This window comes from Streptococcus hyointestinalis (assembly GCF_011039275.1).
Classification (GTDB): domain Bacteria; phylum Bacillota; class Bacilli; order Lactobacillales; family Streptococcaceae; genus Streptococcus; species Streptococcus hyointestinalis_A.
On the sequence record NZ_JAAKGB010000001.1, the window covers coordinates 1989828 to 2012927 of the forward strand.

A 23100-nucleotide genomic window follows, 5' to 3' on the forward strand; every position below is an offset into this window, starting at 1 on the left:
TAGCTACTCTCCATACACTTCTACGTCATCATCGCTACGCTCATCGTTGCTACTGTCAAGCACATCACCACTGATTTGAGCCTTGATTTCTTTGGCTTCCTCTGGTGTCACATTGAGCACCTTTTCAATTGCCATCACGTCAGGCGCAAAACCGGCCGTTACCACCTTGACCCAGTAGTCCAGCTCTGCGTTTCGGTCTGTAAAGACCCCATCATCAAGGTTAATGCTAATAGTACTCATGTCTGGAATATTGCCCTTGTAGAGACCGTAGGCTTTACCAAGCTCGCACATAGAAACAACCAGCTCTTTTAGTGACTGTTCGACTAAACTAACAATGCTGTTACGCATTTGATAAGTGTCGCTGTTTTCAGAGACAATCTCGGTCGCTGTCTTCATGCTCTTACCGTCAAAGGTAAACATGCCAGCAGACACACCAATCTGCATTTCAAAAAGACTTAGCCCTTTATTGATAGCCGTGATGTAGTCATCAGAGCGGATAGGGGTTGTTAGGTCTGTGATAGTGACATGGCTGTCCTCACCGCCAAGCATTTGATAGACATTCTGCTCAGACTCAAAGCGCTTGATGAACTTGACGTCACCACCCTCGCCCTGCACACTCATCCGTATCATGCTATCAGGCACCGCAACACGTCTCTGCCCCATCTTGACCTCCCACATAAACTCGTCATAAGTTGTATTGATAAAGTCAATGGTAGACGTCGCATTGTCAAAGATAGACAGTCCTAAAGGGCTATTGATGTCCTTGTTGTTCATGCCTGGGGTCTTGAGATAGGTGAAGAGAGGACGACTCATGTCTGTCAGCTCCGCCACTTCTTCCAAGTCCTCGTAGAGTTCAGCAAGTGGTACTCTGTCACCCACCACATTCTGACTACTAGACTTGTAGAGCTCGTTTGTCACGATGTACTTATCATCCTTGTCCCACTCGTGAAACTCGATGAGGGTGTAGTATTTGTTCTTGTTGCCCTCGCTTTTGACTGTCTTAGTCACAATAGCCGCACTAGACACGTCCTGAGTGTTGGACTGCAGAGGGAAAAAGACTGGCGCTTGAATGAAAGCTACACGAACTTTATCACCGTCAACGTAAGGACGCATAGCAAGCCCACCCAGAGCTAAACAACTCTCAAGGTAGCGCTCAAAATTCTTGATGAAGCGGTCGTTTTGCAACTGCTCTTGGATAATAGCGTCAGCTTTCTCATCATCAACCTTGATTTCAGCCTGTTCGTTAAAAACCAGACTAGCAATCTTTTTCGCAGCTGTTCGCCCAATCGGCAAATGATTGCGTTTGCGCTTCTTGGTCTCGCCCTCCGTGTTCAGATACTTAATATCATCCCATTTGCTCTGATAATAGCGCAGGTTCTCCAAAATGCGGTGATATTCTTCAGACGTGATAGCGATTTTAGGGTGGTCTGTAATCACCGATAAATGCTGTGCAGTCATGACGTACTTACTCCTTGTAAAGAAATTCTTAATCGTTTGGATAACTCCCATCTCTAGCTCCTAAATAAAGTTGATGTACCTAGTCACAAAGACATTGACACTGTAGCGAAACTCATCCATAGCGTGGTTATCCTTATCTATGGGCTTGCCCTTATCATCACGACTATAGAGACCAATTTCTTTCAAGAAATGATAGTGGTCATACTCCTCTTCGCTGTGATTGACAAGAACAAAGCGCCCGTCAGAGATGATATTCTGCCCACGCTCAATCCCCACCTCGATACCCTTGGACTTGCTGTTAACATCATGAGCGTTGTTCATGGCTTTTCTGGTCATGATACCAATCTTATGCAATTCCTCACGCAGCGATTTACAGGCAGGGTCGACCCAGACATCGGTATAGCGCAGCTGATACTTTTTGGTGCACCAGTCCATGAACTGCTTAAGTTCAGGAGCGTAGGTTGACATGGCTTTGATTTGCCCAGTCTCTGCTCCACTGTGGTAATAATGCGCCACTCGATTGAGCCTGAAGGTCACCTTGCCATTCTCTCGTATCCTTGTGACGATATTACAGCTCATAGATGTTGCGTCTGACTGCCCACCATCCGCTGTAAAATACATCTCGATAGGCTCACCAAGGAGACTGTCCTTGATGTTGCGCTCCATATCAAACAAGCCGTAGATGACCCCCTGTGGCATGACACGCTGCCCCAGCACATCACGCTTGTAGAGATAAGGGTTCTTCTTTAAGCTCGTGATGATGTCACGCTTACGCTTTTCCGTCAAGATAGGATTGTCATCCATGGTCCAATGTGTCCAGCGGGTGTTTTGCACGTCAAAGACTTCTTTGATGACTGGATGTTGAGGCGCTGGCGGATTGAGGTCTGCTAAGTGATAACGTAGCTTTGCCGCCCATGTCCGTCTAAAGCACTCTTGGATAAAATCCATGTGGAGCAGATTGATCTCACAAAAGACAACCGAACCCAGCGACATCCCTGTGATAGCACCGACACTATTGACCTTGCCACCACCCTTGTAGTAAACACGCTTAGTCCCTTTAGGTGTCTCAATCAGCAAATGATCGCCATGCTCATCATGCCTAATCTGACAGTTGCCATCAAAGATGTGCATGAGACCTGTCCCATCACCATCGATAAAAAGACGATAAGCCTGTTCTTGGTTGTAAGCTGACACCAGATGATTTTCGTCCTCAGACTCAATCAAGTACCTAGTATAACGAAAATGACCAGCCGTTGTTTTTCCACTTCGGGGAGTGCCTTCATTGACCTCCAGCTCATAATTAAAAGGACGTCTGATGATGTCCTTCTGTTTGCTTGAAAAAACAATATTCATAGCTATTTGTCATCTCCTTCCACTGCATTGAGCAATGCTTCCATAAGTCTTGTATCTGGTTTAGAACCCTTGATAGCGTCCAACTTAGCCTGTAAGAGTTCAATCTCACGCACCAGCTTCTTATCCTCAAGTTCAAGCTCTTTAAACGCCATGTTGTTCATACCATCCACAGCAGCTAAAAAGGCGTTAGCATTTGCCTGCTTAACACCTTCGTTTTCAATCGCTTGTTTTGCCTTGTTTTTCAGCCACTCATACTCATTGAAAGCCTGCTCTCGTGACCAGAGAGACATGTTTGAGAACTGTTTGAGCAACTCACGATACCTTGCTAAAACCTTGCTGTTTTGAAGTAAACGTGAAGCATTGCTATCAACAGTCTCATCTTTCATCTTATCAGCTTTGTAGGCTTTCCTGTATGCTTGCCGTTGAGATAGTCCAGCGATTATCCCTTGGACAAACAACTCTTGCTTTGGGGTTAATTTAGCCACTCACTAGACCACCTCCTCTGACACAAAAAAGTAAGACGCCCATGTGCCTTACTTTCATTTTTTTTGATGATACTATAATAACACTTTGCAATGTGTTGATTAGTGTTAATTAGTGTTAATTAGTGTTAATTTGTACCACCTAGTAAAATCTCGTCTAGCATTTTGATACCACCTTTTTTCAGTTGATAGTACCTATTGCGACCAATACGCAATCGGTCTCGGATTTCATATTCACTGTACCTGTTAATAAACGCCATTCTCAAGACCAACCCTTCTTCATGCGGTAATTGCTTAAGTAATCCAGTCAGCTCTCGTTTACGTTTGAGCGCTGCTTCAAGTTCCTCATCAATGCCAAGCATACTAATGTATGAATCATCAACGTTGCGCTTAATACCGCCTGCGACTTTCATATCGCTGATTTTTGGACTGGTCAAGAGTGACGCTCTCAACTGCTCACGCTCATCTTCCAAACTTTGAATATACGGCGTCAGCATTTTGAGTTCGTTTAAAATATCGTACGCTTTGCTCATGATTACCCTTTCATGTTATAATAATATGAAAGATATGCTTTAACATTGTCGTGAGTAATCACGGCTTTTTTAGTTTGCCCCTTTCCTAAGGTCTTGAAATGCCGTAATACTCGTACCCGCAAGTATCGCAGCAAAATCCATAGCTGTTGAAATAACTGTCGAATAAGCCCATATTGCCCTTACACACGGGGCAATGTGTCCGCTCATATCGTTCTTCACGGCTCAAGCCCTTTAAAAGGTGCTTTTTCTTTTGACGCTTATTCATTTTCAGTTACCTCCTCAAAATTTACTATCAATATATTCTTCCTCCAAGAAATCAACATATACAGAAATTAAATTACGAAAATTCTCTACTTCTTCCTTGCTATATTGCGGATCTTGAAGAGCAAGAACTGTAATAGACATAACCATACCTGTAAGACTTGTATTAACAGCTTTAGACAAACTACTAAACTCTTTAAGGTTCATGTTTCTAATATCTTCTTTGGTTAATTTTGCACTCTCTGTCATCTATTAACTCCACCTTTCAAATACTCTGGTACATCATCGCCAACGTTGATGCTGTCATACTGTTCTTTTGTGACCAGAAACTTTCCGTAAGCGCCGGCGGTCACTGTGTAATAGCCATCAATGACCTGTTTACCGGTCACTTTGCCGACTAGAGAGCCACCTACATTATCAGTCTGATAGATGATGGTGGACTTGTTGGCTTTGAGGTGCTTTACTTGCTTTTGCAAAGCGACAACCTGCGGCTTATAATACTGCTTTGATACTAGCATCCCCAAGTTGAATGTTGATAGGGATAAAGCTAGGACTGACAGCACTAAGCCGACTAACTTTTTATCAGTCATGTCACCACCTCACTTATTGATATGCAAAAGTTCAGAATGCACTTGCAAGGTTTTTCTAAAGCGTTCCGCTTCTTCTTTGGTCTCAAATTTGTAGCTTTCATAGGTCAATAGACCTTTTTCAGAGTATTTCTGTATCTGCACAAGCCACCCCATCTACTCATCCTCCAGTTTTTTAGTGAGTTGGTTCAAAGCAGAGGCAAGCTGCTTTTTCAGTTCTGGTTTTTCGATGTTCTCGATACCCTGGAAATCGCCTGTTTTAAGGTTTAAAGCGATTGCACCAACAACAGCGTCAGCCTCTTCATCTTCAAAGATACGCTCAAGCGCCTCTTCTGCTGTTTTTCCTTTTAAGATGTCAATCAAGCCATGAGAAACATTATGAATAACATTTGCCAACTCAAAAGTTTCTTTATCTTTGTTCATCAGACTTTTGCGCATCTCATTCTTTGCCATGTGGTGTAACTCGATGGTAAACTCTTCTAAGTTCTGTTTTACAAATACTGCTGGTACTGGTTTATTTCCTTTAGTCATTATGTTTGTCCTCCAAAAAATCGTATATTGTTGTTTGATAGTCATTGTTTTTAAAATAAACTGACTTGAAATGTTGATAACATCTGGTCTTGCGCTTTACGATAAAAGTCCTTTTTAATTTCAAAGCCATAGGCATTTCTGTTCATCTCAATAGCTGCTCTTAACGTTGAGCCAGAGCCTGCCACTGGATCAATCACAACATCACCCTCATCCGTAAAAATTTCAATCAGCCGTTTTAAAACTGGTATCGGTTTTTGTGTGGGGTGGATTGTGGGGTAAGAGCTATCTTTTTCCCAAGGTGCGTGATTGAGCACCATAGCCCCACCGTTGTTGAATTTTGGCAACTTATCACGATATAAGACCGTCGCCTCCTCAACCGCTCCCACAATTTTCATGTTAGCTTTTAAAACTTGCGGGCTTGATTTCTTTGTGAAATATAGCGGATAAGCGTTGTTAAATCCGTGCCTTTTTCCACATTCAATCACCATGTCCCGCTGCTGCCAAGCGTGAAAAACTATCATCGCTGGCGCTTGTCCTTTGGCTTTAGGTTCTTTCTTGAGCAAGCGACTACAGAAATCAAAGAAATTATTGATTTTAAAGTCATTGTCCGTATCAAAGAACGACTTACCCGCGAGCTTACTCTCACCATTTTTATTGTCGCCGTCTTTGTACCAGCGAGGGTCACTCGCATAGGCGTTGTTACCGAGATTATAAGGGATGTCAGCAATAATCAGCTGTGCTCTGGGGATGTTATACCGCTTTGCATTCTCAAAGTGGTCATTGTATAGTTCACATTTCATAAACCACCTCATCAGTTCAGCTCAAGCGTTGTCTGGTTATTGGCGTTTTCAATCTCAATTCTTAGATTGGTTGATGGTTGCCATTTTCCCCAGTATTCATAAGCACGCTCTACATCTTTCTTTTTGAGTAAGTCATAGCGTGGCACTTTGAATAAGTCTTTAAACTCTCGCATAGCTTGACTAAAGACTTTGCGGCGTAACTTGTCATCTTGATAAGCAGGCGCATCATAACCACCCATACAGCGTATAATCGTTTTATTGCGCTCTTTGGTGAGGTCATGGTTGATGTTGGGATTAACAGGCTGCTCATCTTTTAAGTAAACTAAGTCATTTTTCATAGCTTGCTGTTCTTGCTTTATCTCTTTTTGCGTTTGAAAGAGCTGAATAAAAGCGTCCTCTGTTGTCAATGACATGTTGCTTGGCACAACATAGCTGCCATGATTTCTGATAGCTGGTAAAACGTCATTAGTCACCCAGTGTTTAAATGCTTTGGCTTGTGGCAACTTACTAGACAGGATGAGAGAGTAGAGACCTGACTCGTTGATAATTGTTAGATTTTGCTTTCCGCCAAGGGTATAACGTTTCGTTACTCCCTTATCCTCGTCGTCAACATGATCCTTTAATGCTTTGCTTGTGTTTGAATACCCCAACACCTCCGCCACATCTCTACCAACGAACCAAGGCTGACCATCAATTTCAAGCGTTCTAATTTCTCCAAACTCTGCATTAGCAAAAACTTGTAAATCCATCATCTAAACACCTCCCCGCCATTTTTAAACCAGTCGTTTTCAATGACGTGTTGAGCAATCCTGTATTGAGTATCACGCCTTTGATAATATGCTACCTTCGCTTTTGCTTTCTTGACTTGATTGATAGCACATACTGTAATGATGCCCGCCCATGTAACGGCAAGACAAACTAGTAGTAATAAAATAATGTTAAGTGTTGTCATCTTGTATATCCTTTTCAAATTGTTTCAGCACGGTCTGGAAAATATCTAACAATAACTTTTGTGGGATATTTGACCGCTCGTTATACAACTTAGAGAAACGCCCCCACTCGACTTCTGCTGGCTTAATCTCATTGTTGAGATTGAGAAAGATGTTACTAGCAAACTTAGTAGGTTTTTGTAAGGGGTAATCATAGTTGTTGTATCGCGTGGGGTTCTTGTGCGGCAAGTGAAAACCGATAATCTGCTCTATATACTTCCACAACCTCCCAGATGCTGGATTTTCAATTATCCAATAGCTTGGCTGATAGCGCTTGACGATTTCTATTGTGTTGAAAGCACAAAGCTCACCATTGACACGCTTCATAAATTGCCTGTCATACTGATAATTGTGATAAGCTAACTCATAGTCCTTATTTGACCTAATCGTAAACATACTAGGCGGTGTCTGTGGCTGAAACAAGCTATCTGATAAATCTTCCTGTTTCCAACAAGCATTACCATCTGCCATTGCACTAGCATTAGACCAACTTTCACAAGGTGGACTAGCTATTACAAGGTCTGGATGTGGTAGCTTGTCAAGCGTATCAAATAGCTTATTATCGCCAAAAATCCGTGAGTAATCAGCAAGATTGAGCGGTATAAAGTGATTGTTCTTGTTTTCAATGTCAAGCCCTATGGGATAGACCTCAATCTTCGCTCCCCCCGAACTATTGAGCGTGTTGATAGCCTTGGTGTACGAACCATTACCGCTATCAAACAGCGCCCAGACAATCATTTTACGCACTCTATCACTCCTTTAGCCTTTGTCTGATGGTAAACCCTCTTGGTTTAAAATCGTCCTCATCCTCAAAAGCCTCTTCAAACTCTTGATTGATTTTGTTTAGTGCAAAAGGCTCATGAGCATGGAAATAATAACCATACTTATCAACGTAACCCTCAACACCAGTCGCCCATCTTAAAAAGATAACTTGGCGGCATGCTGGGCACTTGATACCTTTTCTGTGCGGCGCTGTTTTTAAAATCTTGCAAAATCCACAAAAGGGACATTGTAAATCTACTTTGACTTTTTTCATCTAGTCGCTCCTGTTCTAAAATGGAAGATCATCATCTGAAATATCCACAGGGTTCGTGGTTTGTCCGTGGAAAAATGACCCTTGCTGTGGCTCTCTACCAAAGTTTGGAGCTTGTTGCTGATTGTCATACTGTGATTGATAACCTTGATTGTTTCCGTTTTGGAAATTACCTTGATTACCATAATTTCCTTGATTTTGAGGCTGACCACCCTGTTGACTGTTGCGACTTTCCAGAATTTGAAAATTGTTTGCAATAACCTCTGTCACATAGACACGCTGACCTTGCTGATTTTCATAGTTTCTAGTCTGAATGCGACCAGTTACACCAATCAACGTCCCTTTTTGCGACCAGTTTGCAAGATTTTCAGCTGGCTGATGCCATAAAATACAGTTGATAAAATCTGCCTCACGCTCACCGTTTTGATTTTTAAAGTTGCGGTTGACTGCTAAAGTGAATGTCGCTACAGCTTTATTTTGTGGCGTATAGCGTAACTCTGGATCACGAGTCAAACGACCAACTAAAACAACATTGTTAATCATATCGCTTCTCCTCAATATCTGTAATAGTTATGTCACACCGCTCTAAGCCATAATCATCAGTTAAAACTTCAAGCCCATAAATAACTGCCATATATTCATTGGGTGCCTCAACAGTAAGACCGATATCAAGATTATTAAGTTCAGCCGATACATAGTATTTTTTATCTCCCGACATCTTCCAAATCCTCCTGTTTCACAAAGACACCGTTGACCATTTTGCCTTGACGGCTCTTGATTTCATTCCATGCCAGCTCAAAGCACGTCTCAATGTCTGTACCCTCGTTGATAGCCAGCTTGTGCAAGATACCTGTTAGGTTGCGGATATGAAATTGAATTTGTGTCCTAGTATTGATAACGCCTGGATTGTAAATCAGCTCAAGCCACTTACTAGCAATCAAGCCAATTTCTTTAGTGCCATAGAGTAGCAGCAAATCTGTTGATACATCATTTTTGGTATAGTGACCAAAACCTGTCAGCTCTGGGTTAATCAAGCGCTCAATCTTATCAAATTGCATTTGTTGAGCCATGATAGTCAGCACCACCAAGACATCACCCACGCTGTCCTTGAGCTTGTCTTGATCAGCTTTTGCTTTACCAGCGTTAAGCTCGCCCCATTCCTCGTTAAGTTTCTGGGTTTGTTTTATCGGGCTAGCTGTGTCAAGCTCTCTAGCCACTGACCAAGCCTTGACATTTTCAATCAGTTCATTAAAAGACATTTGCTGTACCTCCTGTGAGTTCTGCCATTGTTTTACCTTGTAAGAGCGTTTCAAAAGTGACCCCGTTAGCCTCTAGCCATTCTTTAAATAGTTTTGCTTGTGGGTTGCCAAGTGGAAAGGTCAGACGTAAGTCATAGCTCACTGGCTCGCTAGGCTCAAATTTGGGCACTTCTGGGCTCGTTTCGGGTTGTGGTGGTACATTTATACCCTCATCACTTTCAAGTGGCTCATTTTCGATTATTTCGCCTGTCTCGGCGTTGTATGCTTTGATAGTTGCATTAGCTTCCTCTTGAGCCATGCGCTCAATCTCTGCTTGGCGCTCCGCCTCCGCTTTTTCTCGTGCCTCTTGTTGCTGTTTGAGCAGCTCTTTTTGATCACGGTCTGACTTCATAAGCTGCAAGACATCCACAAGGCTCTTACCATCCTCTATATGTCTGATATAGCCGTCTGGTAACAGGTCATAGTCTTGTGCTTGGTCATAGATAGCCTGCTTGTTAGCCTTGTATTGCTCCAGAGCATCAAATTCAGCTAATACCAGCGCATCCATTTCCTCAAGTATCGCCTTTTTCAGCTCCATCTTGCCAGCTTTAAAGTATTTCTTGAGACTGTACTCATCGTATTTGTCCTCAAAAGTGGATTTTTCAAGACTAGCCACGGCACATTTTTCCTCAAAAGTGGCACGAATGAAATCCACACGCATCAAGCGCTCATGTTCATCAATAGCATTCAGCCCCTCTGTGATATGATTGATAACCTCATCAAGCGGTTTAACAGTCTGGTCATACCACTTTTTAAACTCTTTGTAAGGCTCACTGATGACAGCATTGATTTCTTTGCGGCGTTGCTCAAGAGCTTGTTTTAGCTTATTTAGCCGTGTCCGCTCATCATAGTCTGCCTTGTAAGTTTCAGCGGTCACCTCATAATCTTTATATCGAGATACAACCTCATTCAGTTGTTTTTCAACAGCATCATAATCAACCTTGATTGTCGCTGGTGTAAAATCTACTTTGATTTCTGTCAAAGTGCTGTTTGTTACGTCTTTTGTCATGTCTTACTCCTATAAGTTATTAAAATCATTCATGCCTTGAGCTTTAGCCATTGAGGCTTGTAAATAGCTCATCACCGTTTGAAAATGCTCAACAGGCACTTGATGGAAATCTTGAATACCATAATGTTGAGCCACATTATTGATAATCTCATCAAACGGTCTACCCGCCAAGTTAGCCAGCTGCTTGATGCCGTTCAAAATCTGATTATACTGCTCATTGCTGATAAGCTGTACTTGATTTTGTTGGGCTTGTTGATTAGTCGCTTGTGACTGCTGCTGGTTATTTGGCGTTGCTGCTTGATTTTCATCTACTGGATGCTCATCAACATCCTCACCACCAATAGCAAATAACCCCTGCAAAGCGTATTTTCGAGCATAAGAGCAAACAGCCCCTGTCCATTGCGGATCTTGCATCTGTTTCACCGCTCCTTTTTGAGTGTTGAAAACAGGTACATCTTCTTCTCGAGCCCAGCCAATACCCGTCTGAATAGAGCCATCACTTTCTCTTTTAGCAACAGCCTTTGCCTTGTAATAAATCTTATCCTTGATAACCAGTACATCATCCTCTGGAAAAGAAATACTCCAACCGCTATCTAGCTTTTTGAATTTGTTGTAAATATCCTCTGCTGTACGAAAAGGATACTTAACACCTTTCTTTGTCTCTTTTTCAAGCTGCATTTTTTGTTGCAACTCTGGAAATGTTAAATCTGACATATCTCCCTCCTAAACTGTGGATAACTCTGTTATCCCTCTTTATTATTCTATAAGTACTAGTTTGTTAATTATTAGTCCTTATTATGAGTTTGTGCCGTAAGGCTCAAGATTGTTATTAGTTGGTGTGCGTCAGCACTATATTGTTATTTATATTAGTTAGTCAGCAAACCAACAGCTCCATTACTCAAAGTTTCATCTTGGGCATAGGCATTATTAAGTTTTGTGTAATTATCGTTGTTATCCCTGAAAGATAAAATTCATATCCATTTCTGTCATTCACGCCCCTCCCATCTAAAATTTAATGCTCGTTGCTTTCTAGCTATAGCCAGAATAGCAAGCGTGTCAGCAACCGTTAGACCGACCAGACTAGTGATTAAGACGTCACTTAGCTGGTAATATTTGCGTTGCTAATTGCTGATCAGTAGTTGTTGTACAGTAGTTAGTTCATCCATACCATACTCCTATGCGACCTTGTCCAGAAGTCGTTATTAGTATTGTTTTTTGAGCCATTTAATAATGGCGTAGCGTGACCAGCGTTTGGCTGGTAACTCCTTTGGAAAGCCTGCTTTATAGCGATAGTGCTCCTCAAAGCAACTAGTTGAAATCCCTAGAAACTCACAAGTTTCCTTGATATTCATTAAACCGTTGCCCTCCTTAGCACGCTCTAAATCCAGCAATTCCTTAATAGCTGCTTTTACAGTCTGCTTTATCCATTCAGACAAACTTTCTAAAAACTTCCCCATAGCAGCCTCCTTTTGTGGTATAATTTAGTTAAGTATTTTGGTAAATCACTGATTTTTCAGTGGCTTTTTTGCTATAATAGGGTTAAATTAAGCAAAGAGGTATAACTTATGGAAATCGTTTCAAAACAAGCCAGAAGGCTATTACAGGCTATGATGAAAGTTAGAAATAACCAAGATTACATCATTCATGGCGATCATCCTAAGCTATTTGAGAAAGATAACGTTGCCATGCTAGAATTACAGAAGCTCAACCTTATCAAGGGAGATTATCAAGCATTTTTAGAATTACTAATGACGGCTTAATTTATCTCCGCCAATATAAAACCTTTATCCGCCAAGAATGGTTCACTAGCTTCTGGGTACCTCTTGCTGTGTCAATCATCGGTACAACTGTTACATTGATGATTGAGTATTATTTACTGAAAAAATAACATGAAAATCAACGTACCACCGACAACCCCAATGACACCACCGATAATGGCAAGTGCCACATCATAACCGTCTAGATTGTCTGTAAAAATGTTTTTTAGAAGAAGTTTTTTTAGTCTTTTCATGTTGTGCTCCTATTCATCAATTTTCAATTGTTTCCTTTTCGTCCTGTGCTAGGACGTCCATATTTTGGCATATTGTTTTCCTTTCAAATTATTTAATATTGTTCCCGTTTTGGTGACTTTCTTGGTAAAAAAATTTCTTGGAGGTTTTTGTTAAAGAATTTACTCAAAAAGAACATTTCATCTTGAGTAAACTCTTTGATACCTCGCTCTTTATCACCATAGCTAGTAGTAGAAATGCCTAGCAAGTTCGCTAGTTCAGCTTGTGTTAAGCCAGCTTCTTTTCTAGCTTGTAACAAATAGATTTGCACACGACCTCACCTCCTTATAAATTCGTCTAGGCTGACGTCTAATGCGTCAGCAAGTTTACTCCAGTTCCCCAGCAACATATCCCGCTTTTTACCAGATTTCAGTTCTGCTAACATCGTATAATTGACACCTGACCGTCTAGCAAGCTCAGCCACTGACCAGCCACGCTCATCAAGTAATACTTGAATTTTATCCCACATCTTGCACCTCCATACTATATCTTGTGTTTTATAGGGCTTAAGACCGATTTTTTCCTAAAATATAGATTTTTCTATAAAATTTGACTATAATATAGTTATGATAACGATTACATAAGACCTCTTGACTACTTATAAAAATCGCTTGTCAACAGGAGAAAGGAGACAAACTATGGCTTACAAGCAAGAATTAGCTCAGAAGATGATTGAGGCTTACAAACTGGAGCCGACCATCCCGGCTGGAAACTCCCATGATTTTCGAGCTGACGATTTTGACGAAGATGATTTTAAAGATACTGCTAAGAAACTTATTTCATCCGGTCAAATAACCGCCAATATTCAAAATGATTATGCGGGGTTATACCTCGCTTTCAGAGACTAAAGTCTGAATACTAGCCGCTGTTACCTCAATATCCACAATATCTGGATTAAAGGTAATGGTGGCTTTTGGTTTCTTACCAGCTGGCATTTCCAATGTAAAATCAGTAACTCCTCTACCAAGCTCCCAATCATTGATTTTGACACTGTAACCTGCCGAGCGTAGAGCTTGCCCATCTGCAGGCTCAAATTTTGGTTTGACACTTACTTTTAGTTGCTTCATTGATTTACTCCTCGTAACATTTTCACCAGATAGCTATTGTAATAATAATAGCTAAGATAGTTAGGGCAATAATAGACCAAAACAAAAATTGATAAGTTTTATCTTTCATCTTCTGCCACCTTTTGATATAATGAGAATACATAGTTAGCCTTGGGGCTTGCGCCCCTCAACTAACGTGTAAACCTTAGAACTTCTCTAAGATTTTTTCGAGCAAGCTTAGTAGTGCGATGACTAGATTGATGAGTGCAATCATCAATGTCACCTTTTTCTCACTGCTGAGCTTTTTTCGTTTTTTAGGATGTTTTCCCATTATGTGAGTTCCTTTCTACTAGTTTCCTTGTCTAAGATTGCCTTTCTCAACCTTACGAGTATATTATATCACCATTTTGGTGACTAGTCAACACTTTTTTTGAGAAATACCAAAAAAGTTGCTTTTTTGGTGACTTTTTTTGATTTTTATTTTATAATATATATAAAGTTAGATAACTAATGAAAGGCAAAATCATCATGGAACTAAAAAACTATATTGGTGAAAAGATAAAGTATCTTCGCAAATCAGCGAAAATGACCCAAAATGATTTAGCTAAAATTTTAGGAACTACAAAGCAAACCATTAGCCGTTATGAAAAAGGAGAGAGAAAAGCTAATCAAGACATCTTATTTACTCTATGTGACGTCTTTAACGTCTCTATTGATGACTTCTTCCCACCAATTTCTACTAAAGAAGCTCCAGAAACCGCACAGAATGACCGTGACGAGCTTTTGGAACAGTTAACAGATAATTATATCCAGCTAGACGATATACGCAAAAACAAGCTCGTAGACACTTCTAGGGAGCTTGTGGAGGAGATGACCGCAAGCGTTGAGGAAGAACTCTTTGAGTATCACGTCTATGAAAAGCTATCTGCTGGTATCGGAACAGCTTACTTTGAGGATAGAAACTACGATACCGTCTACTTTGACGAAGAGATAGACCACGACCTAGCCTCTTGGGTCTACGGTGACTCTATGGAACCCGACTATCTTAACGGCTCTGTCGCCCTCATCAAAGGCACAGGATTTGACTATGACGGCGCCATCTACGCCGTTGACTGGGACGGACAAAGTTACATCAAAAAAGTTTACAAGGAAAAAGACGGCTTACGCCTCGTTTCTCTCAATAAAAAGTATGCTGACAAATTTGCCCCCTACGACGAAGACCCCCGTATCATCGGCAAAATTGTTGGCAATTTTATGCCAATGGAAACTTAGAAAACCAATATGTGCAACCACTGAAACACAATAAAAATTGAAAATGGAGCTTACCTTATTATGAAAGATAATGAAAAAAAAGGTTGGGGTATTTTCGCTATTATCTTAGGTGGAGTTGCCTTACTGGAGTTATGGATACCCTTTTTAAGTCATTGGACGTTCCTCCTTGCAATTGTAGGGCTGATTTTAGGGGCTATTGGTGTATTTGTTAACCGAAAAAATACTAAATTTTTTGCCCTTATTGGCATGCTACTCTCACTCGAGATTGTTATTGTCGGCTTATATACAGATTTTGTTCGTGCTAAAACAATCAACCACACACAAAAGATTAATCATACTGTCAAACAATCTCATAGTAAATCATCCTCGAAAAAACCTACCAAAGCAAATACAGCAGGTACAAATTTCAAATGGACTGCTACTTATTTTGATAGCATTGTTGATGGCGTTACAACTTACGATGAAATTGTAACCAATGTGGGTGACCCAGATAAAACTTCTGATGGAAGAGAGTACGATTCTCAAAGTAAAAAAGATGTCTCCACAGAATATTGTGACTGGTATTTAAAGGACAGCTCACACAAAGCAAGTGTATCTATCCAGTTTATAAAAAAGCATGGAACTTATATAGCAAACTACAAGGTTAGTTCAGGGCTCAAATAGTTCTACTTTTAGGATACTATTAACTAAATAACAATATGTGCAATCACTGAAACACAGTAAAAGCTGATATACAGGAGGAAAAAGAAAATGGGAATGTTTGCTAAGCGCTGTCCATATTGCAGAAGCACTAATATTCAGTTTATGAATCAGGACAGAAAAAATTTCAACGGTTGCGTAGGATGCATTGGCTTTTTAATTGCTTGGCCACTTGTGCTGCTTGGACTTGTCGGCAAGGATGGAAAAAACAATTGGCACTGTAATAACTGCGGTAGAACCTTTAAAAGTAAATAAAGGGTAAAGTTATGAAAAGGGATTTAAAAGAGCTTATCCAAGAACTACTTGAACATATCGATAACAATCCATTGACTGATGAACAGTTAGAAAAAATCGAAAAGTGGGTTGAGGAGAATAAAACAAGATAAAAACTTATATTTTTCATCACTAAATTAGAAAACTTACTAAATAAATGAATAAAAGGAGAGAATACATGAAAAAATGTTTGAGATGCAAACATAATAATAATGATGAAAATAATTATTGCATAAAATGCGGTGCACCATTAAAAAATGTTTGTACTAATGTACGTTGTCCCAATTGGGAAAATAACAACCAATTACCTGACGAAGCTGCATTTTGCCCTCTTTGTGGCTCCGAAACCCTTTTTAAAACATATGGTTTAGCATCCTCATCACTAGATATTAAAGATGAGGACTTACCATTCTGATGTATCTTCTATACATTGATGAATCCGGGACAAAGGATTTACATCGTGGCGAAAAGAACAAAGAGGGAAACTCAGAATTTTTTGTTATGGGAGCTGTTCTAATAAAGGCTGAAGATTTAAGTGATATTGAAGATAAAATTCAAAATATAAAATCAGATTACTTAAAAGACCCATATTTAGAATTAAAATCTACTATCAAAGCAAGGTCACTCAAAGAATCTAAAAATAGAAATGATTTTTTAGATGAAGTTCATAAAACTATAGTTGAATCAAATTGTTATTGTTTTGGTGCTCAAGTGCATAAACCATCTTTGCAACAAAGAGGAATTTTAGAAAATAAAGATCAAATCTATAAAATTTGTTTTTTGCATATTCTATCATCTGTTAATAGTTTTTTAAAATATGAAAATATCAATGAATCGGTAACAGTTTTCATTGATAGAGTTGATGCAGCTAACAACAAAAAAGTTTACGTTGCATATAAATCAGCTTTAGAAAGTAAGTCAATCGATTTTATAGGCTTTGACTCACGTCACTTTTCTCCTTCTATCAATTTTGTTGACTCCGAATTTACTATTGGTGTCCAAATTGCTGATACAGTCGCAGGAGCTTTATGGCGTGGCGTAGAAAAAAATAAAAAAACATACTCTAGAATGCTTATCCCTCGATTTCCGAGAGATAGCAATCAAAAGTACGTTGACTATAGTTATCAAATTTGCACAGACTGGAAAGAATAAAAAAAAAACGAACAGGGTAGCAGTAATTTCAACTGCAAGTTGATAAGACATTTCACTCTTATCACCCAGGCTATTCGGACCTAGACCACTGTTCTTCCGTTAGGCTAATTATACAATATTAACTGTTGCTATGTCAATAAAAACCCTTACACTCCCCGTCGCCAAGTTTGAGTGTGAGACTTATCCACTAAATAGAAACCAAGGTACTCCTGTACCTCTGTTTTTCTATACTCTATTTTACCATGAAAGGAGGTGATGTAAACCATTCTCCCTTAAAAGACCTTGTCCAGAAGTCACTTTTAAAAGGAGAAAGACAATGAAATACATCAAAACAAAATACCCAAATATTTTCACTTACACTAACACAAAAGGCAAATTCTACTATATTAGAAAGACTATTATTATTCAGGGCAAGAAAAAAGAGATTACCAAAAGCGGACTAAAGACACTTTCTCAAGCACGCTCTGTACTCTCTGATATTGAGCAAAAAGCTAAAAACAATGAATATGTGATTGACAAAAACCTAACAGTAGATACTTACTGGAAGATGTACAGTGAAAGTCGCATCAAGACAGGTAGATGGGCACCAGACACCATCTCTAATAAAGACAAGACTTATACTCACCGCTTTAAAGAGCGATATGGTAAAGTCAAAATGAAAGATGTCTCACGTCATGAGTATGAAATGTACATTAACGATCTTTTAAAACGTTTTACTTTCCATACCGTTAAGCAAGCTCATGGTATTTTCAACGCCATGTTTAACGATGCTGTCACAAATAAATACCTTGATGACAATCCTATCGATGGCATCTACATTGGTAAAAGTAGTAAACCCGCTAAAAATAAGCGCTTGTCTTTAGACGAGTTTAAAGCATGGGATGAAAAAGCACGCTATATATTATCTAATTATCAATATGCCATGATCAGAATGACTTATTTAGGTTTACGCCGTAGCGAGGTTGCTGGGCTTAAGTTTTCTGATTTCATTAAGCGCACCGATGGGCTATACACCATCACGATCACAGAAAGCCGTACACTAAGACGTAAAAACGGCAAAGCCCTCAAAACACAGTCATCAAGACGTACTCTAATAGCAGATGACCAAACATCATCTTTTATTGACTACGCTATCAAGCAATCTTATCAGATTGGCAAACAGTGCAACCAGATTTTATCAAAAGAGGATTTTCTTTTCCGTGTCGCTTATGAAACACACAAACGTTTCGGTGAGCCTGTTCCAGTGGGACACTTGCAATATCTCTTTGATAAAGTTAACGAGCAGCTAGGCAGCAAAGTATCGCCGCACATGATGAGACACTTCTTTGCTACACAAGGGGTTATTGCTGGTGTACCAATTGCACACATGGCTGCCGCTCTGGGGCACTCTACTCATTACATGACTGAAAAGTACACTCACATCAAAGATGAGGTGGCTAGCAGCGTTACACAAACTATCATGCAAGCCATCAATTAACAGCAAAAAATCCCCACTAATTTCCCCGACTAGTTCCCAAAATCCACACCTATTCACAAGTTCGCTCTAAAAAGCAAAACCCTAAAAACCTTGATTTAAAGCCTTTTTATACCTTTCAAATCCCTTGAAAATTTATATTAGCGTTTATAACAGAATTTTCCAAATATTGTAGTCTTAATTCTCATAAAAGCGTATTCTAGGCAAAATAGCAACCTCAATAAAAGAACTCTAGTTGTGTAACTAGAGTCCTCTTTTTATTTCAGCTTGTCCTTAATGCTGTCAACAACACCTTCTACTGTTTCTTTGGCGTCACCTGCCAGCTCTTTACCTTTAGCAACTGTCTTGTCAACAAAGCCTTCGGCTTCTAACTTCTTGTCACCTGTGACCTTGCCCACTTTTTCTTTTAAGCTACCAGCGGCTTGGTCCAGTTTGGCTTTTAATTTTTCTTCTGACATAGGAATGCCTCCTTTTGTGATATGCTCTATCATCTCACTTTTTGAAAGCGTTGTCAAATGTTATGTGTTTTGGAGCAAAAAAGAGTCTCTATGAACACTAACTTTTAGCATGCGTTCATAGAGACTTGTATATTATTTGTTATTTGATTTTTTCCATTTCAAATATTCTTGGAACTCTTGAAATTCCTTATAATCCTCTTCACTCAATTCCTGATGGTCAGCTTCGCTTACTTCACTATCATCACTGTTTTCAGTTGATGGGGATATAAACTCAGCGATACCATTAACTAGTGAACTCTTAGTTTTTACCTGACGTTTTTTAAACGTTTTACCTGATTTAACAGCGGCGTCTGCATTAATCTTATTATTTAGGACATTTCCTGCAATCGCACCCAAACCAAGCCACTTGCCTGCTTTGATGCTTTCACTAATTGCATCGGATGCCATGATAAGTATGATAAGTATAAAGAGTGGACTTATCATTAAAAGTGGTAGAAATACGAGGTCAAACATCTTTCCAAAAACAAATCGTAAAACCACTATAGCGAGTAAGCCAAGGATTATCGTTCCTAAACAGCCTTTTGTTCTCGATGTCATTTTTCACCACTTCCTTATTGCAATGCTGAACTCATTTGTGCTACGTACGCACTTAACTCATCTCTATAATCTTTTAAAAATTGAACTAAATCCGACTTCCCAACGATAGGCGATTTTCTCATAGCACCGTAGGCTTGTTTTTGTTGCGCAATGCCTTCTTCAACGCCATCTCTCATTGACTGGAATGTCGTAGCATCTGTGAGACCATATTGTGCCATAGCTGCTTCGTAATTGCTCAAATACTCATTGACGATTAACTGATACATTGTGAGATAGTCATCATAGGTTGCGATACTCTCGATTGTAGCATCCGAAGTATCCACTGGATTAAAACTACTCACCACAGTAGCACTACTCTCTGCTGTCGTACTTTCAGCAGTTGAGGCACTACTAGAAGTGCTGGATGTACTGCTAGACGTAGATGACTCCTCCGTACTACTTGAAGAACTCGAAGAAGTGGCTGTCACTTTTGTTTCTTCTTGCGTCTTAGACGAATTACCTCCTAATTTGCCTACATAGGCAAGTAGTGCAATGACCAAGAGCCAAAACCAAATGCGTTTGTAGATTGGGTTTTTCGATGATTTTCCATTTTTTGCCATAAAGATTCTCCAAACCTTAAATTTTCCTTAAAATAATTATATATATATATATTGTCAAGCGGTTTCAAAAAGTTTTTTCAAAAAAATGACACCTAGGAAACTTTTTTAATGGATTTCATATTGTCATGGCTAGCAGAAAGTGGTAGAATGAATTTGTAAGCGCTTAACGGTATATAATATCAGCCTGTTTATCGACTGAAAGGAAAGGAGATTATCCTATGGCAAACACGCAAACAGCTGACACACACAGATACCTCAAATGGTATGATATTTTAGTGGTCACTCTTATTTTATTTGGTTGGTTTATTTTCAAATCCAACGCTATCTTACTCGGTTTTATCAAGACTGGCGACTCGGGCTCTGTCGGAGCGGCGGTTGATTATCTACCAAACTTTATCTTTCAAAGCTGTATGCTCGTCTTGACCTTTGTCTACCTCAAGTTTCGTCATTTTGACTTCAAGAGTCTGCCTATCCGTCTGTCTTGGTCTGTGCTCTTGTGGGTGCCCCTTGTCTTTGCAGCTATGGGCTTGATTTCAGACGTGTTTTACAGCGTCACAGGCTACTACAACTACTTTGACCCTAAAATTTTAGGCGCTATTGATTGGAGCTTTGGGGCTGTTGTCACTAAGATCTTGGCCCTCTCACCCATGCTCATCCTCTATAGCCTCTTAAACGGCTTTTACGAAGAGTTCTTCTTCCTTGGGCTACTAACGAGCGTCAAGGACGAGCATAAGTGGCTGGTTCTCGTCTACTCCACTATCATCCGTATCTCATTTCACACCTACCAAGGCATGACCTCAGCTCTCATCATTGGTGTAGTGGTCGGACTTTTCTACTACTTCGTCTACAAATATCTGGTCAAAAATCTCCTGCCATTCTTCTTGGTACATGCTCTTGCCGACATGTTTGGCTCCAGCTTGATTTACCTTCTGGTCAATTGGGGGTAAGACACAAAAAAAGCTCTCGAAGGAGAGCTTTTTTATGATTAGAGACGAGCGTTAAGTTCAGCGCTAAGGTCTTCAAATCCTGGTTTACCAAGAAGGGCAAACATATTTCTCTTGTAAGCTTCAACACCTGGTTGGTCAAATGGGTTGACGCTGTTAAGGTAACCTGAAACAGCAATGGCAAGCTCAAAGAAGTAGATAAGGTAACCTAGAGTAAACTCATCTTGTTCTGGGATAGTGATGAATGTGTTTGGCACACCACCGTCAGTATGGGCAAGAAGCACACCGTCTGTTGCTTTTTTGTTAACAAAGTCAACGTCTTTTCCTTGAAGGTAACCAAGTCCGTCAAGATCCTCGTCAAGTTCAGGGATAATCACGTTTTTGCGTGGTTTGTCAACACGAACAACTGTTTCAAAGAGGTTGCGTGTCCCTTCTTGGATGAATTGACCAAGTGAGTGAAGGTCAGTTGAGAAGTTTGCTGATGTTGGGTAAATCCCTTTTTGGTCTTTACCTTCTGACTCACCAGCTAGTTGTTTCCACCATTCTGCAAAGTATTGAAGAGATGGCTCATAGTTAGCAAAGATTTCAGTTGTGTAGCCTTTGCGGTAAAGAGCGTTACGAACAGCAGCGTATTGGTAAGCGATGTTTTCTGAAATCTTGTCTGATGACAAATCTTTACGAGCAGCGTTTGCTCCAGCCATCAATTGGTTCAAGTCAGCACCTGAGGCTGCGATTGGAAGAAGTCCTACAGCTGTAAGCACTGAGAAACGTCCACCAACGTTATCTGGAACGACAAATGTTTCCCAGTTGTTAGCGTCAGCTTCAACCTTGACAGCACCTTTGACACGGTCAGTTGTAGCGTAGATACGTTTGTTTGCTTCTTCTTGACCGTATTTGTTCACCAAAAGCTCTTTGAAAACACGAAAGGCGATGGCTGGTTCTGTTGTTGTCCCTGATTTTGAGATAACGTTAACAGAGAACTCTTTGTCCTGTACGTACTCAACAAGGTCTGCTAGGTAAGTTGAAGAGATAGAGTTTCCAGCATAAAGGATTTGTGGTGCTTTGCGTTCTTCGGCAGTTTGAAGGTTAGCAAAGTGATTGTTCAAGAAATCAATGGCTGCTTTTGCTCCAAGGTAAGAACCACCAATACCGATAACCACCAAGACTTCGCTGTCTGATTTAATCTTTTCAGCAGCTTTTAGGATACGGTCAAATTCTTCTTTATCGTAGTTTTCAGGAAGGTCAAGCCAGCCTAGGAAATCTGCACCAGGTCCAGTACCGTTACGAAGCATGCTGTCTGCAATGCTAACTTGTGGTTGGAAATACTCGACCTCGTGAGGTGCGACAAACTTGTCCAATACTTTAGAATAATCAAATGAAATATGTGACATCATATTCTCCTTATTAAAAAACAATTCACCTTTTATCTTACTCTTTTTCAGCTTTTTTTTCAATGGTTTTGCTGTGCTTTTTCAAAAGAAAATAAACCGCTACCATAAAGCTTAGATAAAACACTTTTTAGTGGAGGGATTTGATGATTTCCACACGGGTAATCACACCATTTTTGACACTATCCACACGCAGGGCGACATCGTTAAAATAAACCGAAGCGCCAATAGATATAGTCTTGTCCTCTGCTTTTAAGTGCCGTGCAACAAAGTCACGCAGCAACTCGCCATCACGTCCCTTGAGATTGACACGAGCGATGATATTGGCAATCTTGACCTTTTGACTACCTCGCACAATAATGTTGTTGGAGTCGTCAAAGTCTGAAAAGAGGTACTTGCGTGTGGCAAAGAGCGCTGCTATGGCAATCACACCAAGCAGCATGTCAAGTGTGGAGCTGTGCGACACCACAATCTGACGAGCCACCGCAAAAAGCAGTACCTCAATAATAGTGCCTGATGTGTGCTTACTGAGCATTTTAATCAACTCAACACCGATAGCGATACTCATGGCTTGATTGATAAAACTTTGCAGATAGTCCTCAATGCTAGCGCTGCTGGTGTAGATACTGGATACCTCCAGCACCAAGCGCCCTGTAAGGAGCAGCAAGACCAAAACTAAAATAATCGAAACCAAAATCTCCACATAAAAGGAGAGCTCATAGAGCAGTGTTTGTAAGAATTTGCGCATCCCATCTCCTTTAGAAAGCGTTTTTACTATTATAGCCTATTTTAGACAATTTGGCTAGAGGTGTTTAC

The 23100-nt window shown here is 40.2% G+C and carries 38 protein-coding genes; 10 read left to right on the forward strand and 28 right to left on the reverse strand.

The genetic code is table 11. The features are described from left to right. Positions 1–3: 3 nt before the first annotated feature. From G5B60_RS09895 to G5B60_RS09985, 19 genes are all read right to left on the reverse strand, one after another. Positions 4–1509, reverse strand: coding sequence for a phage portal protein (locus G5B60_RS09895; protein ID WP_346773329.1), 1506 nt, complete (start codon positions 1507–1509; stop codon positions 4–6). A gap of 9 nt (positions 1510–1518) precedes the next feature. Continuing rightward, positions 1519–2811, reverse strand: coding sequence for a PBSX family phage terminase large subunit (locus G5B60_RS09900; protein ID WP_206225096.1), 1293 nt, complete (start codon positions 2809–2811; stop codon positions 1519–1521). Positions 2812–2813: 2 nt separating this feature from the next. Beyond that, a complete protein-coding gene (locus tag G5B60_RS09905; protein ID WP_164683841.1) occupies positions 2814–3296 on the reverse strand; it encodes a terminase small subunit in 483 nt (160 codons plus the stop codon). Positions 3297–3421: 125 nt separating this feature from the next. Continuing rightward, positions 3422–3826, reverse strand: coding sequence for a DUF1492 domain-containing protein (locus G5B60_RS09910; protein ID WP_164683842.1), 405 nt, complete (start codon positions 3824–3826; stop codon positions 3422–3424). Between the two features lie 279 nt (positions 3827–4105). Next, entirely contained in the window at positions 4106–4336 is a 231-nt protein-coding gene (locus tag G5B60_RS09915; RefSeq protein WP_164683843.1) for a hypothetical protein, read from the reverse strand. Then, positions 4333–4677: a DUF1372 family protein gene (locus G5B60_RS09920; protein WP_164683844.1), complete on the reverse strand. Its 345-nt coding sequence runs from the start codon at positions 4675–4677 to the stop codon at positions 4333–4335. Before G5B60_RS09920 ends, G5B60_RS09915 begins: the two co-directional genes overlap by 4 nt. A 9-nt stretch (positions 4678–4686) precedes the next feature. Beyond that, positions 4687–4830 (reverse strand): hypothetical protein, encoded by a 144-nt coding sequence (locus tag G5B60_RS09925; RefSeq protein WP_164683845.1) that lies wholly within the window; start codon positions 4828–4830, stop codon positions 4687–4689. Continuing rightward, on the reverse strand, positions 4831–5205 hold the full coding sequence (locus G5B60_RS09930) for a hypothetical protein (RefSeq protein WP_164683846.1): 375 nt from the start codon (positions 5203–5205) through the stop codon (positions 4831–4833). It lies immediately after the preceding gene. Positions 5206–5255: 50 nt separating this feature from the next. Further along, positions 5256–6005, reverse strand: coding sequence for a DNA-methyltransferase (locus tag G5B60_RS09935; RefSeq protein WP_164683847.1), 750 nt, complete (start codon positions 6003–6005; stop codon positions 5256–5258). An 11-nt stretch (positions 6006–6016) separates the two neighbouring features. Further along, on the reverse strand, positions 6017–6757 hold the full coding sequence (locus tag G5B60_RS09940; protein ID WP_241154532.1) for an ORF6C domain-containing protein: 741 nt from the start codon (positions 6755–6757) through the stop codon (positions 6017–6019). Continuing rightward, a complete protein-coding gene (locus tag G5B60_RS09945) occupies positions 6754–6957 on the reverse strand; it encodes a hypothetical protein (RefSeq protein ID WP_164683848.1) in 204 nt (67 codons plus the stop codon). The genes G5B60_RS09940 and G5B60_RS09945 overlap by 4 nt, the downstream gene beginning before the upstream one ends. Next, positions 6944–7732: a DNA methyltransferase gene (locus G5B60_RS09950; RefSeq protein WP_164684282.1), complete on the reverse strand. Its 789-nt coding sequence runs from the start codon at positions 7730–7732 to the stop codon at positions 6944–6946. The genes G5B60_RS09945 and G5B60_RS09950 overlap by 14 nt, the downstream gene beginning before the upstream one ends. Positions 7733–7745: 13 nt before the next feature. Next, a complete protein-coding gene (locus G5B60_RS09955; RefSeq protein ID WP_164683849.1) occupies positions 7746–8030 on the reverse strand; it encodes a hypothetical protein in 285 nt (94 codons plus the stop codon). A 15-nt stretch (positions 8031–8045) separates the two neighbouring features. Beyond that, positions 8046–8570: a single-stranded DNA-binding protein gene (ssb, locus tag G5B60_RS09960; protein ID WP_164683850.1), complete on the reverse strand. Its 525-nt coding sequence runs from the start codon at positions 8568–8570 to the stop codon at positions 8046–8048. Continuing rightward, a complete protein-coding gene (locus G5B60_RS09965; RefSeq protein WP_164683851.1) occupies positions 8563–8745 on the reverse strand; it encodes a hypothetical protein in 183 nt (60 codons plus the stop codon). The genes ssb and G5B60_RS09965 overlap by 8 nt, the downstream gene beginning before the upstream one ends. Continuing rightward, complete coding sequence (locus G5B60_RS09970; protein WP_164683852.1) at positions 8732–9286, reverse strand: MazG-like family protein; 555 nt, start codon at positions 9284–9286, stop codon at positions 8732–8734. Before G5B60_RS09970 ends, G5B60_RS09965 begins: the two co-directional genes overlap by 14 nt. Continuing rightward, positions 9276–10334: a DUF1351 domain-containing protein gene (locus G5B60_RS09975; protein ID WP_164683853.1), complete on the reverse strand. Its 1059-nt coding sequence runs from the start codon at positions 10332–10334 to the stop codon at positions 9276–9278. Before G5B60_RS09975 ends, G5B60_RS09970 begins: the two co-directional genes overlap by 11 nt. A gap of 9 nt (positions 10335–10343) precedes the next feature. Beyond that, entirely contained in the window at positions 10344–11048 is a 705-nt protein-coding gene (locus G5B60_RS09980; protein ID WP_164683854.1) for an ERF family protein, read from the reverse strand. Between the two features lie 488 nt (positions 11049–11536). Further along, the gene (locus tag G5B60_RS09985; RefSeq protein WP_164683855.1) at positions 11537–11791 is read right to left on the reverse strand and encodes a DNA-binding protein; all 255 of its coding nucleotides are present in this window, start codon (positions 11789–11791) and stop codon (positions 11537–11539) included. A gap of 108 nt (positions 11792–11899) precedes the next feature. On the opposite strand from G5B60_RS09985, the gene G5B60_RS09990 reads away from it, so the two are divergent. Next, entirely contained in the window at positions 11900–12094 is a 195-nt protein-coding gene (locus tag G5B60_RS09990; RefSeq protein ID WP_164683856.1) for a hypothetical protein, read from the forward strand. Positions 12095–12207: 113 nt separating this feature from the next. On the opposite strand, the gene G5B60_RS09995 is transcribed toward G5B60_RS09990, so the two are convergent. The 3 genes from G5B60_RS09995 to G5B60_RS10005 all read right to left on the reverse strand — a co-directional run bounded on the left by G5B60_RS09995 (position 12208) and on the right by G5B60_RS10005 (position 12851). Beyond that, positions 12208–12345: a hypothetical protein gene (locus tag G5B60_RS09995; protein WP_164683857.1), complete on the reverse strand. Its 138-nt coding sequence runs from the start codon at positions 12343–12345 to the stop codon at positions 12208–12210. Between the two features lie 92 nt (positions 12346–12437). Continuing rightward, positions 12438–12653: a helix-turn-helix transcriptional regulator gene (locus G5B60_RS10000; protein ID WP_164683858.1), complete on the reverse strand. Its 216-nt coding sequence runs from the start codon at positions 12651–12653 to the stop codon at positions 12438–12440. A gap of 6 nt (positions 12654–12659) precedes the next feature. After that, positions 12660–12851 (reverse strand): helix-turn-helix domain-containing protein, encoded by a 192-nt coding sequence (locus G5B60_RS10005; RefSeq protein ID WP_164683859.1) that lies wholly within the window; start codon positions 12849–12851, stop codon positions 12660–12662. A gap of 169 nt (positions 12852–13020) precedes the next feature. On the opposite strand from G5B60_RS10005, the gene G5B60_RS10010 reads away from it, so the two are divergent. Further along, a complete protein-coding gene (locus tag G5B60_RS10010; RefSeq protein ID WP_164683860.1) occupies positions 13021–13230 on the forward strand; it encodes a hypothetical protein in 210 nt (69 codons plus the stop codon). On the opposite strand, the gene G5B60_RS10015 is transcribed toward G5B60_RS10010, so the two are convergent. Beyond that, positions 13207–13449 (reverse strand): hypothetical protein, encoded by a 243-nt coding sequence (locus G5B60_RS10015; protein WP_164683861.1) that lies wholly within the window; start codon positions 13447–13449, stop codon positions 13207–13209. The genes G5B60_RS10010 and G5B60_RS10015 overlap by 24 nt on opposite strands. Before the next feature lie 507 nt (positions 13450–13956). Between G5B60_RS10015 and G5B60_RS10020 the strand changes: the two genes are divergently transcribed. The 7 genes from G5B60_RS10020 to G5B60_RS10045 all read left to right on the forward strand — a co-directional run bounded on the left by G5B60_RS10020 (position 13957) and on the right by G5B60_RS10045 (position 18301). After that, positions 13957–14700, forward strand: a complete 744-nt coding sequence (locus G5B60_RS10020; protein WP_164683862.1) for a helix-turn-helix domain-containing protein — start codon at positions 13957–13959, stop codon at positions 14698–14700. A 60-nt stretch (positions 14701–14760) separates the two neighbouring features. Next, positions 14761–15363: a hypothetical protein gene (locus G5B60_RS10025; RefSeq protein WP_164683863.1), complete on the forward strand. Its 603-nt coding sequence runs from the start codon at positions 14761–14763 to the stop codon at positions 15361–15363. Positions 15364–15450: 87 nt separating this feature from the next. Beyond that, entirely contained in the window at positions 15451–15654 is a 204-nt protein-coding gene (locus G5B60_RS11690) for a hypothetical protein (protein ID WP_346773330.1), read from the forward strand. Positions 15655–15665: 11 nt separating this feature from the next. Further along, positions 15666–15785: a colicin immunity protein gene (locus tag G5B60_RS10030; protein WP_164683864.1), complete on the forward strand. Its 120-nt coding sequence runs from the start codon at positions 15666–15668 to the stop codon at positions 15783–15785. 65 nt (positions 15786–15850) lie between these two features. Next, positions 15851–16087 (forward strand): double zinc ribbon domain-containing protein, encoded by a 237-nt coding sequence (locus tag G5B60_RS10035; RefSeq protein WP_074627567.1) that lies wholly within the window; start codon positions 15851–15853, stop codon positions 16085–16087. After that, positions 16087–16824 (forward strand): DUF3800 domain-containing protein, encoded by a 738-nt coding sequence (locus G5B60_RS10040; RefSeq protein ID WP_164683865.1) that lies wholly within the window; start codon positions 16087–16089, stop codon positions 16822–16824. The genes G5B60_RS10035 and G5B60_RS10040 overlap by 1 nt, the downstream gene beginning before the upstream one ends. Before the next feature lie 316 nt (positions 16825–17140). After that, on the forward strand, positions 17141–18301 hold the full coding sequence (locus G5B60_RS10045; protein WP_164683866.1) for a tyrosine-type recombinase/integrase: 1161 nt from the start codon (positions 17141–17143) through the stop codon (positions 18299–18301). A 254-nt stretch (positions 18302–18555) separates the two neighbouring features. Here the strand turns inward: G5B60_RS10045 and G5B60_RS10050 are convergent, their stop codons facing one another. From G5B60_RS10050 to G5B60_RS10060, 3 genes are all read right to left on the reverse strand, one after another. After that, positions 18556–18756, reverse strand: a complete 201-nt coding sequence (locus G5B60_RS10050; RefSeq protein WP_164683867.1) for a CsbD family protein — start codon at positions 18754–18756, stop codon at positions 18556–18558. A gap of 132 nt (positions 18757–18888) precedes the next feature. Then, the gene (locus G5B60_RS10055; RefSeq protein WP_164683868.1) at positions 18889–19353 is read right to left on the reverse strand and encodes a transcriptional regulator; all 465 of its coding nucleotides are present in this window, start codon (positions 19351–19353) and stop codon (positions 18889–18891) included. 14 nt (positions 19354–19367) lie between these two features. Further along, entirely contained in the window at positions 19368–19952 is a 585-nt protein-coding gene (locus tag G5B60_RS10060) for a hypothetical protein (RefSeq protein WP_241154533.1), read from the reverse strand. A 218-nt stretch (positions 19953–20170) separates the two neighbouring features. Between G5B60_RS10060 and G5B60_RS10065 the strand changes: the two genes are divergently transcribed. After that, entirely contained in the window at positions 20171–20899 is a 729-nt protein-coding gene (locus G5B60_RS10065; protein ID WP_164683869.1) for a CPBP family intramembrane glutamic endopeptidase, read from the forward strand. A 38-nt stretch (positions 20900–20937) separates the two neighbouring features. Here the strand turns inward: G5B60_RS10065 and G5B60_RS10070 are convergent, their stop codons facing one another. Next, positions 20938–22287 (reverse strand): glucose-6-phosphate isomerase, encoded by a 1350-nt coding sequence (locus G5B60_RS10070; RefSeq protein WP_164684284.1) that lies wholly within the window; start codon positions 22285–22287, stop codon positions 20938–20940. Between the two features lie 127 nt (positions 22288–22414). Further along, a complete protein-coding gene (locus G5B60_RS10075) occupies positions 22415–23032 on the reverse strand; it encodes a hypothetical protein (protein WP_164683870.1) in 618 nt (205 codons plus the stop codon). Between the last annotated feature and the right edge of the window lie 68 nt (positions 23033–23100).

Bases quoted from the DNA above. Each gene is read 5' to 3' on its own strand.
- G5B60_RS09990 (WP_164683856.1), top strand. From the start codon at position 11,900: ATGGAAATCGTTTCAAAACAAGCCAGAAGGCTATTACAGGCTATGATG.
- G5B60_RS09995 (WP_164683857.1), bottom strand. From the start codon at position 12,345: ATGAAAAGACTAAAAAAACTTCTTCTAAAAAACATTTTTACAGACAAT.
- G5B60_RS10075 (WP_164683870.1), bottom strand. From the start codon at position 23,032: ATGCGCAAATTCTTACAAACACTGCTCTATGAGCTCTCCTTTTATGTG.
- G5B60_RS10055 (WP_164683868.1), bottom strand. From the start codon at position 19,353: ATGACATCGAGAACAAAAGGCTGTTTAGGAACGATAATCCTTGGCTTA.
- G5B60_RS10070 (WP_164684284.1), bottom strand. From the start codon at position 22,287: ATGTCACATATTTCATTTGATTATTCTAAAGTATTGGACAAGTTTGTC.
- G5B60_RS09910 (WP_164683842.1), bottom strand. From the start codon at position 3,826: ATGAGCAAAGCGTACGATATTTTAAACGAACTCAAAATGCTGACGCCG.
- G5B60_RS09965 (WP_164683851.1), bottom strand. From the start codon at position 8,745: ATGTCGGGAGATAAAAAATACTATGTATCGGCTGAACTTAATAATCTT.
- ssb (WP_164683850.1), bottom strand. From the start codon at position 8,570: ATGATTAACAATGTTGTTTTAGTTGGTCGTTTGACTCGTGATCCAGAG.
- G5B60_RS10005 (WP_164683859.1), bottom strand. From the start codon at position 12,851: ATGTGGGATAAAATTCAAGTATTACTTGATGAGCGTGGCTGGTCAGTG.
- G5B60_RS10040 (WP_164683865.1), top strand. From the start codon at position 16,087: ATGTATCTTCTATACATTGATGAATCCGGGACAAAGGATTTACATCGT.
- G5B60_RS09945 (WP_164683848.1), bottom strand. From the start codon at position 6,957: ATGACAACACTTAACATTATTTTATTACTACTAGTTTGTCTTGCCGTT.
- G5B60_RS09980 (WP_164683854.1), bottom strand. From the start codon at position 11,048: ATGTCAGATTTAACATTTCCAGAGTTGCAACAAAAAATGCAGCTTGAA.
- G5B60_RS09985 (WP_164683855.1), bottom strand. From the start codon at position 11,791: ATGGGGAAGTTTTTAGAAAGTTTGTCTGAATGGATAAAGCAGACTGTA.
- G5B60_RS09915 (WP_164683843.1), bottom strand. From the start codon at position 4,336: ATGACAGAGAGTGCAAAATTAACCAAAGAAGATATTAGAAACATGAAC.
- G5B60_RS09920 (WP_164683844.1), bottom strand. From the start codon at position 4,677: ATGACTGATAAAAAGTTAGTCGGCTTAGTGCTGTCAGTCCTAGCTTTA.
- G5B60_RS09895 (WP_346773329.1), bottom strand. From the start codon at position 1,509: ATGGGAGTTATCCAAACGATTAAGAATTTCTTTACAAGGAGTAAGTAC.
- G5B60_RS10065 (WP_164683869.1), top strand. From the start codon at position 20,171: ATGGCAAACACGCAAACAGCTGACACACACAGATACCTCAAATGGTAT.
- G5B60_RS10010 (WP_164683860.1), top strand. From the start codon at position 13,021: ATGGCTTACAAGCAAGAATTAGCTCAGAAGATGATTGAGGCTTACAAA.
- G5B60_RS09975 (WP_164683853.1), bottom strand. From the start codon at position 10,334: ATGACAAAAGACGTAACAAACAGCACTTTGACAGAAATCAAAGTAGAT.
- G5B60_RS09900 (WP_206225096.1), bottom strand. From the start codon at position 2,811: ATGAATATTGTTTTTTCAAGCAAACAGAAGGACATCATCAGACGTCCT.
- G5B60_RS10020 (WP_164683862.1), top strand. From the start codon at position 13,957: ATGGAACTAAAAAACTATATTGGTGAAAAGATAAAGTATCTTCGCAAA.
- G5B60_RS09940 (WP_241154532.1), bottom strand. From the start codon at position 6,757: ATGATGGATTTACAAGTTTTTGCTAATGCAGAGTTTGGAGAAATTAGA.
- G5B60_RS10035 (WP_074627567.1), top strand. From the start codon at position 15,851: ATGAAAAAATGTTTGAGATGCAAACATAATAATAATGATGAAAATAAT.
- G5B60_RS09930 (WP_164683846.1), bottom strand. From the start codon at position 5,205: ATGACTAAAGGAAATAAACCAGTACCAGCAGTATTTGTAAAACAGAAC.
- G5B60_RS09950 (WP_164684282.1), bottom strand. From the start codon at position 7,732: ATGATTGTCTGGGCGCTGTTTGATAGCGGTAATGGTTCGTACACCAAG.
- G5B60_RS09955 (WP_164683849.1), bottom strand. From the start codon at position 8,030: ATGAAAAAAGTCAAAGTAGATTTACAATGTCCCTTTTGTGGATTTTGC.
- G5B60_RS09970 (WP_164683852.1), bottom strand. From the start codon at position 9,286: ATGTCTTTTAATGAACTGATTGAAAATGTCAAGGCTTGGTCAGTGGCT.
- G5B60_RS10030 (WP_164683864.1), top strand. From the start codon at position 15,666: ATGAAAAGGGATTTAAAAGAGCTTATCCAAGAACTACTTGAACATATC.
- G5B60_RS10045 (WP_164683866.1), top strand. From the start codon at position 17,141: ATGAAATACATCAAAACAAAATACCCAAATATTTTCACTTACACTAAC.
- G5B60_RS10015 (WP_164683861.1), bottom strand. From the start codon at position 13,449: ATGAAGCAACTAAAAGTAAGTGTCAAACCAAAATTTGAGCCTGCAGAT.
- G5B60_RS10025 (WP_164683863.1), top strand. From the start codon at position 14,761: ATGAAAGATAATGAAAAAAAAGGTTGGGGTATTTTCGCTATTATCTTA.
- G5B60_RS09925 (WP_164683845.1), bottom strand. From the start codon at position 4,830: ATGGGGTGGCTTGTGCAGATACAGAAATACTCTGAAAAAGGTCTATTG.
- G5B60_RS10050 (WP_164683867.1), bottom strand. From the start codon at position 18,756: ATGTCAGAAGAAAAATTAAAAGCCAAACTGGACCAAGCCGCTGGTAGC.
- G5B60_RS11690 (WP_346773330.1), top strand. From the start codon at position 15,451: ATGGGAATGTTTGCTAAGCGCTGTCCATATTGCAGAAGCACTAATATT.
- G5B60_RS10060 (WP_241154533.1), bottom strand. From the start codon at position 19,952: ATGGCAAAAAATGGAAAATCATCGAAAAACCCAATCTACAAACGCATT.
- G5B60_RS09935 (WP_164683847.1), bottom strand. From the start codon at position 6,005: ATGAAATGTGAACTATACAATGACCACTTTGAGAATGCAAAGCGGTAT.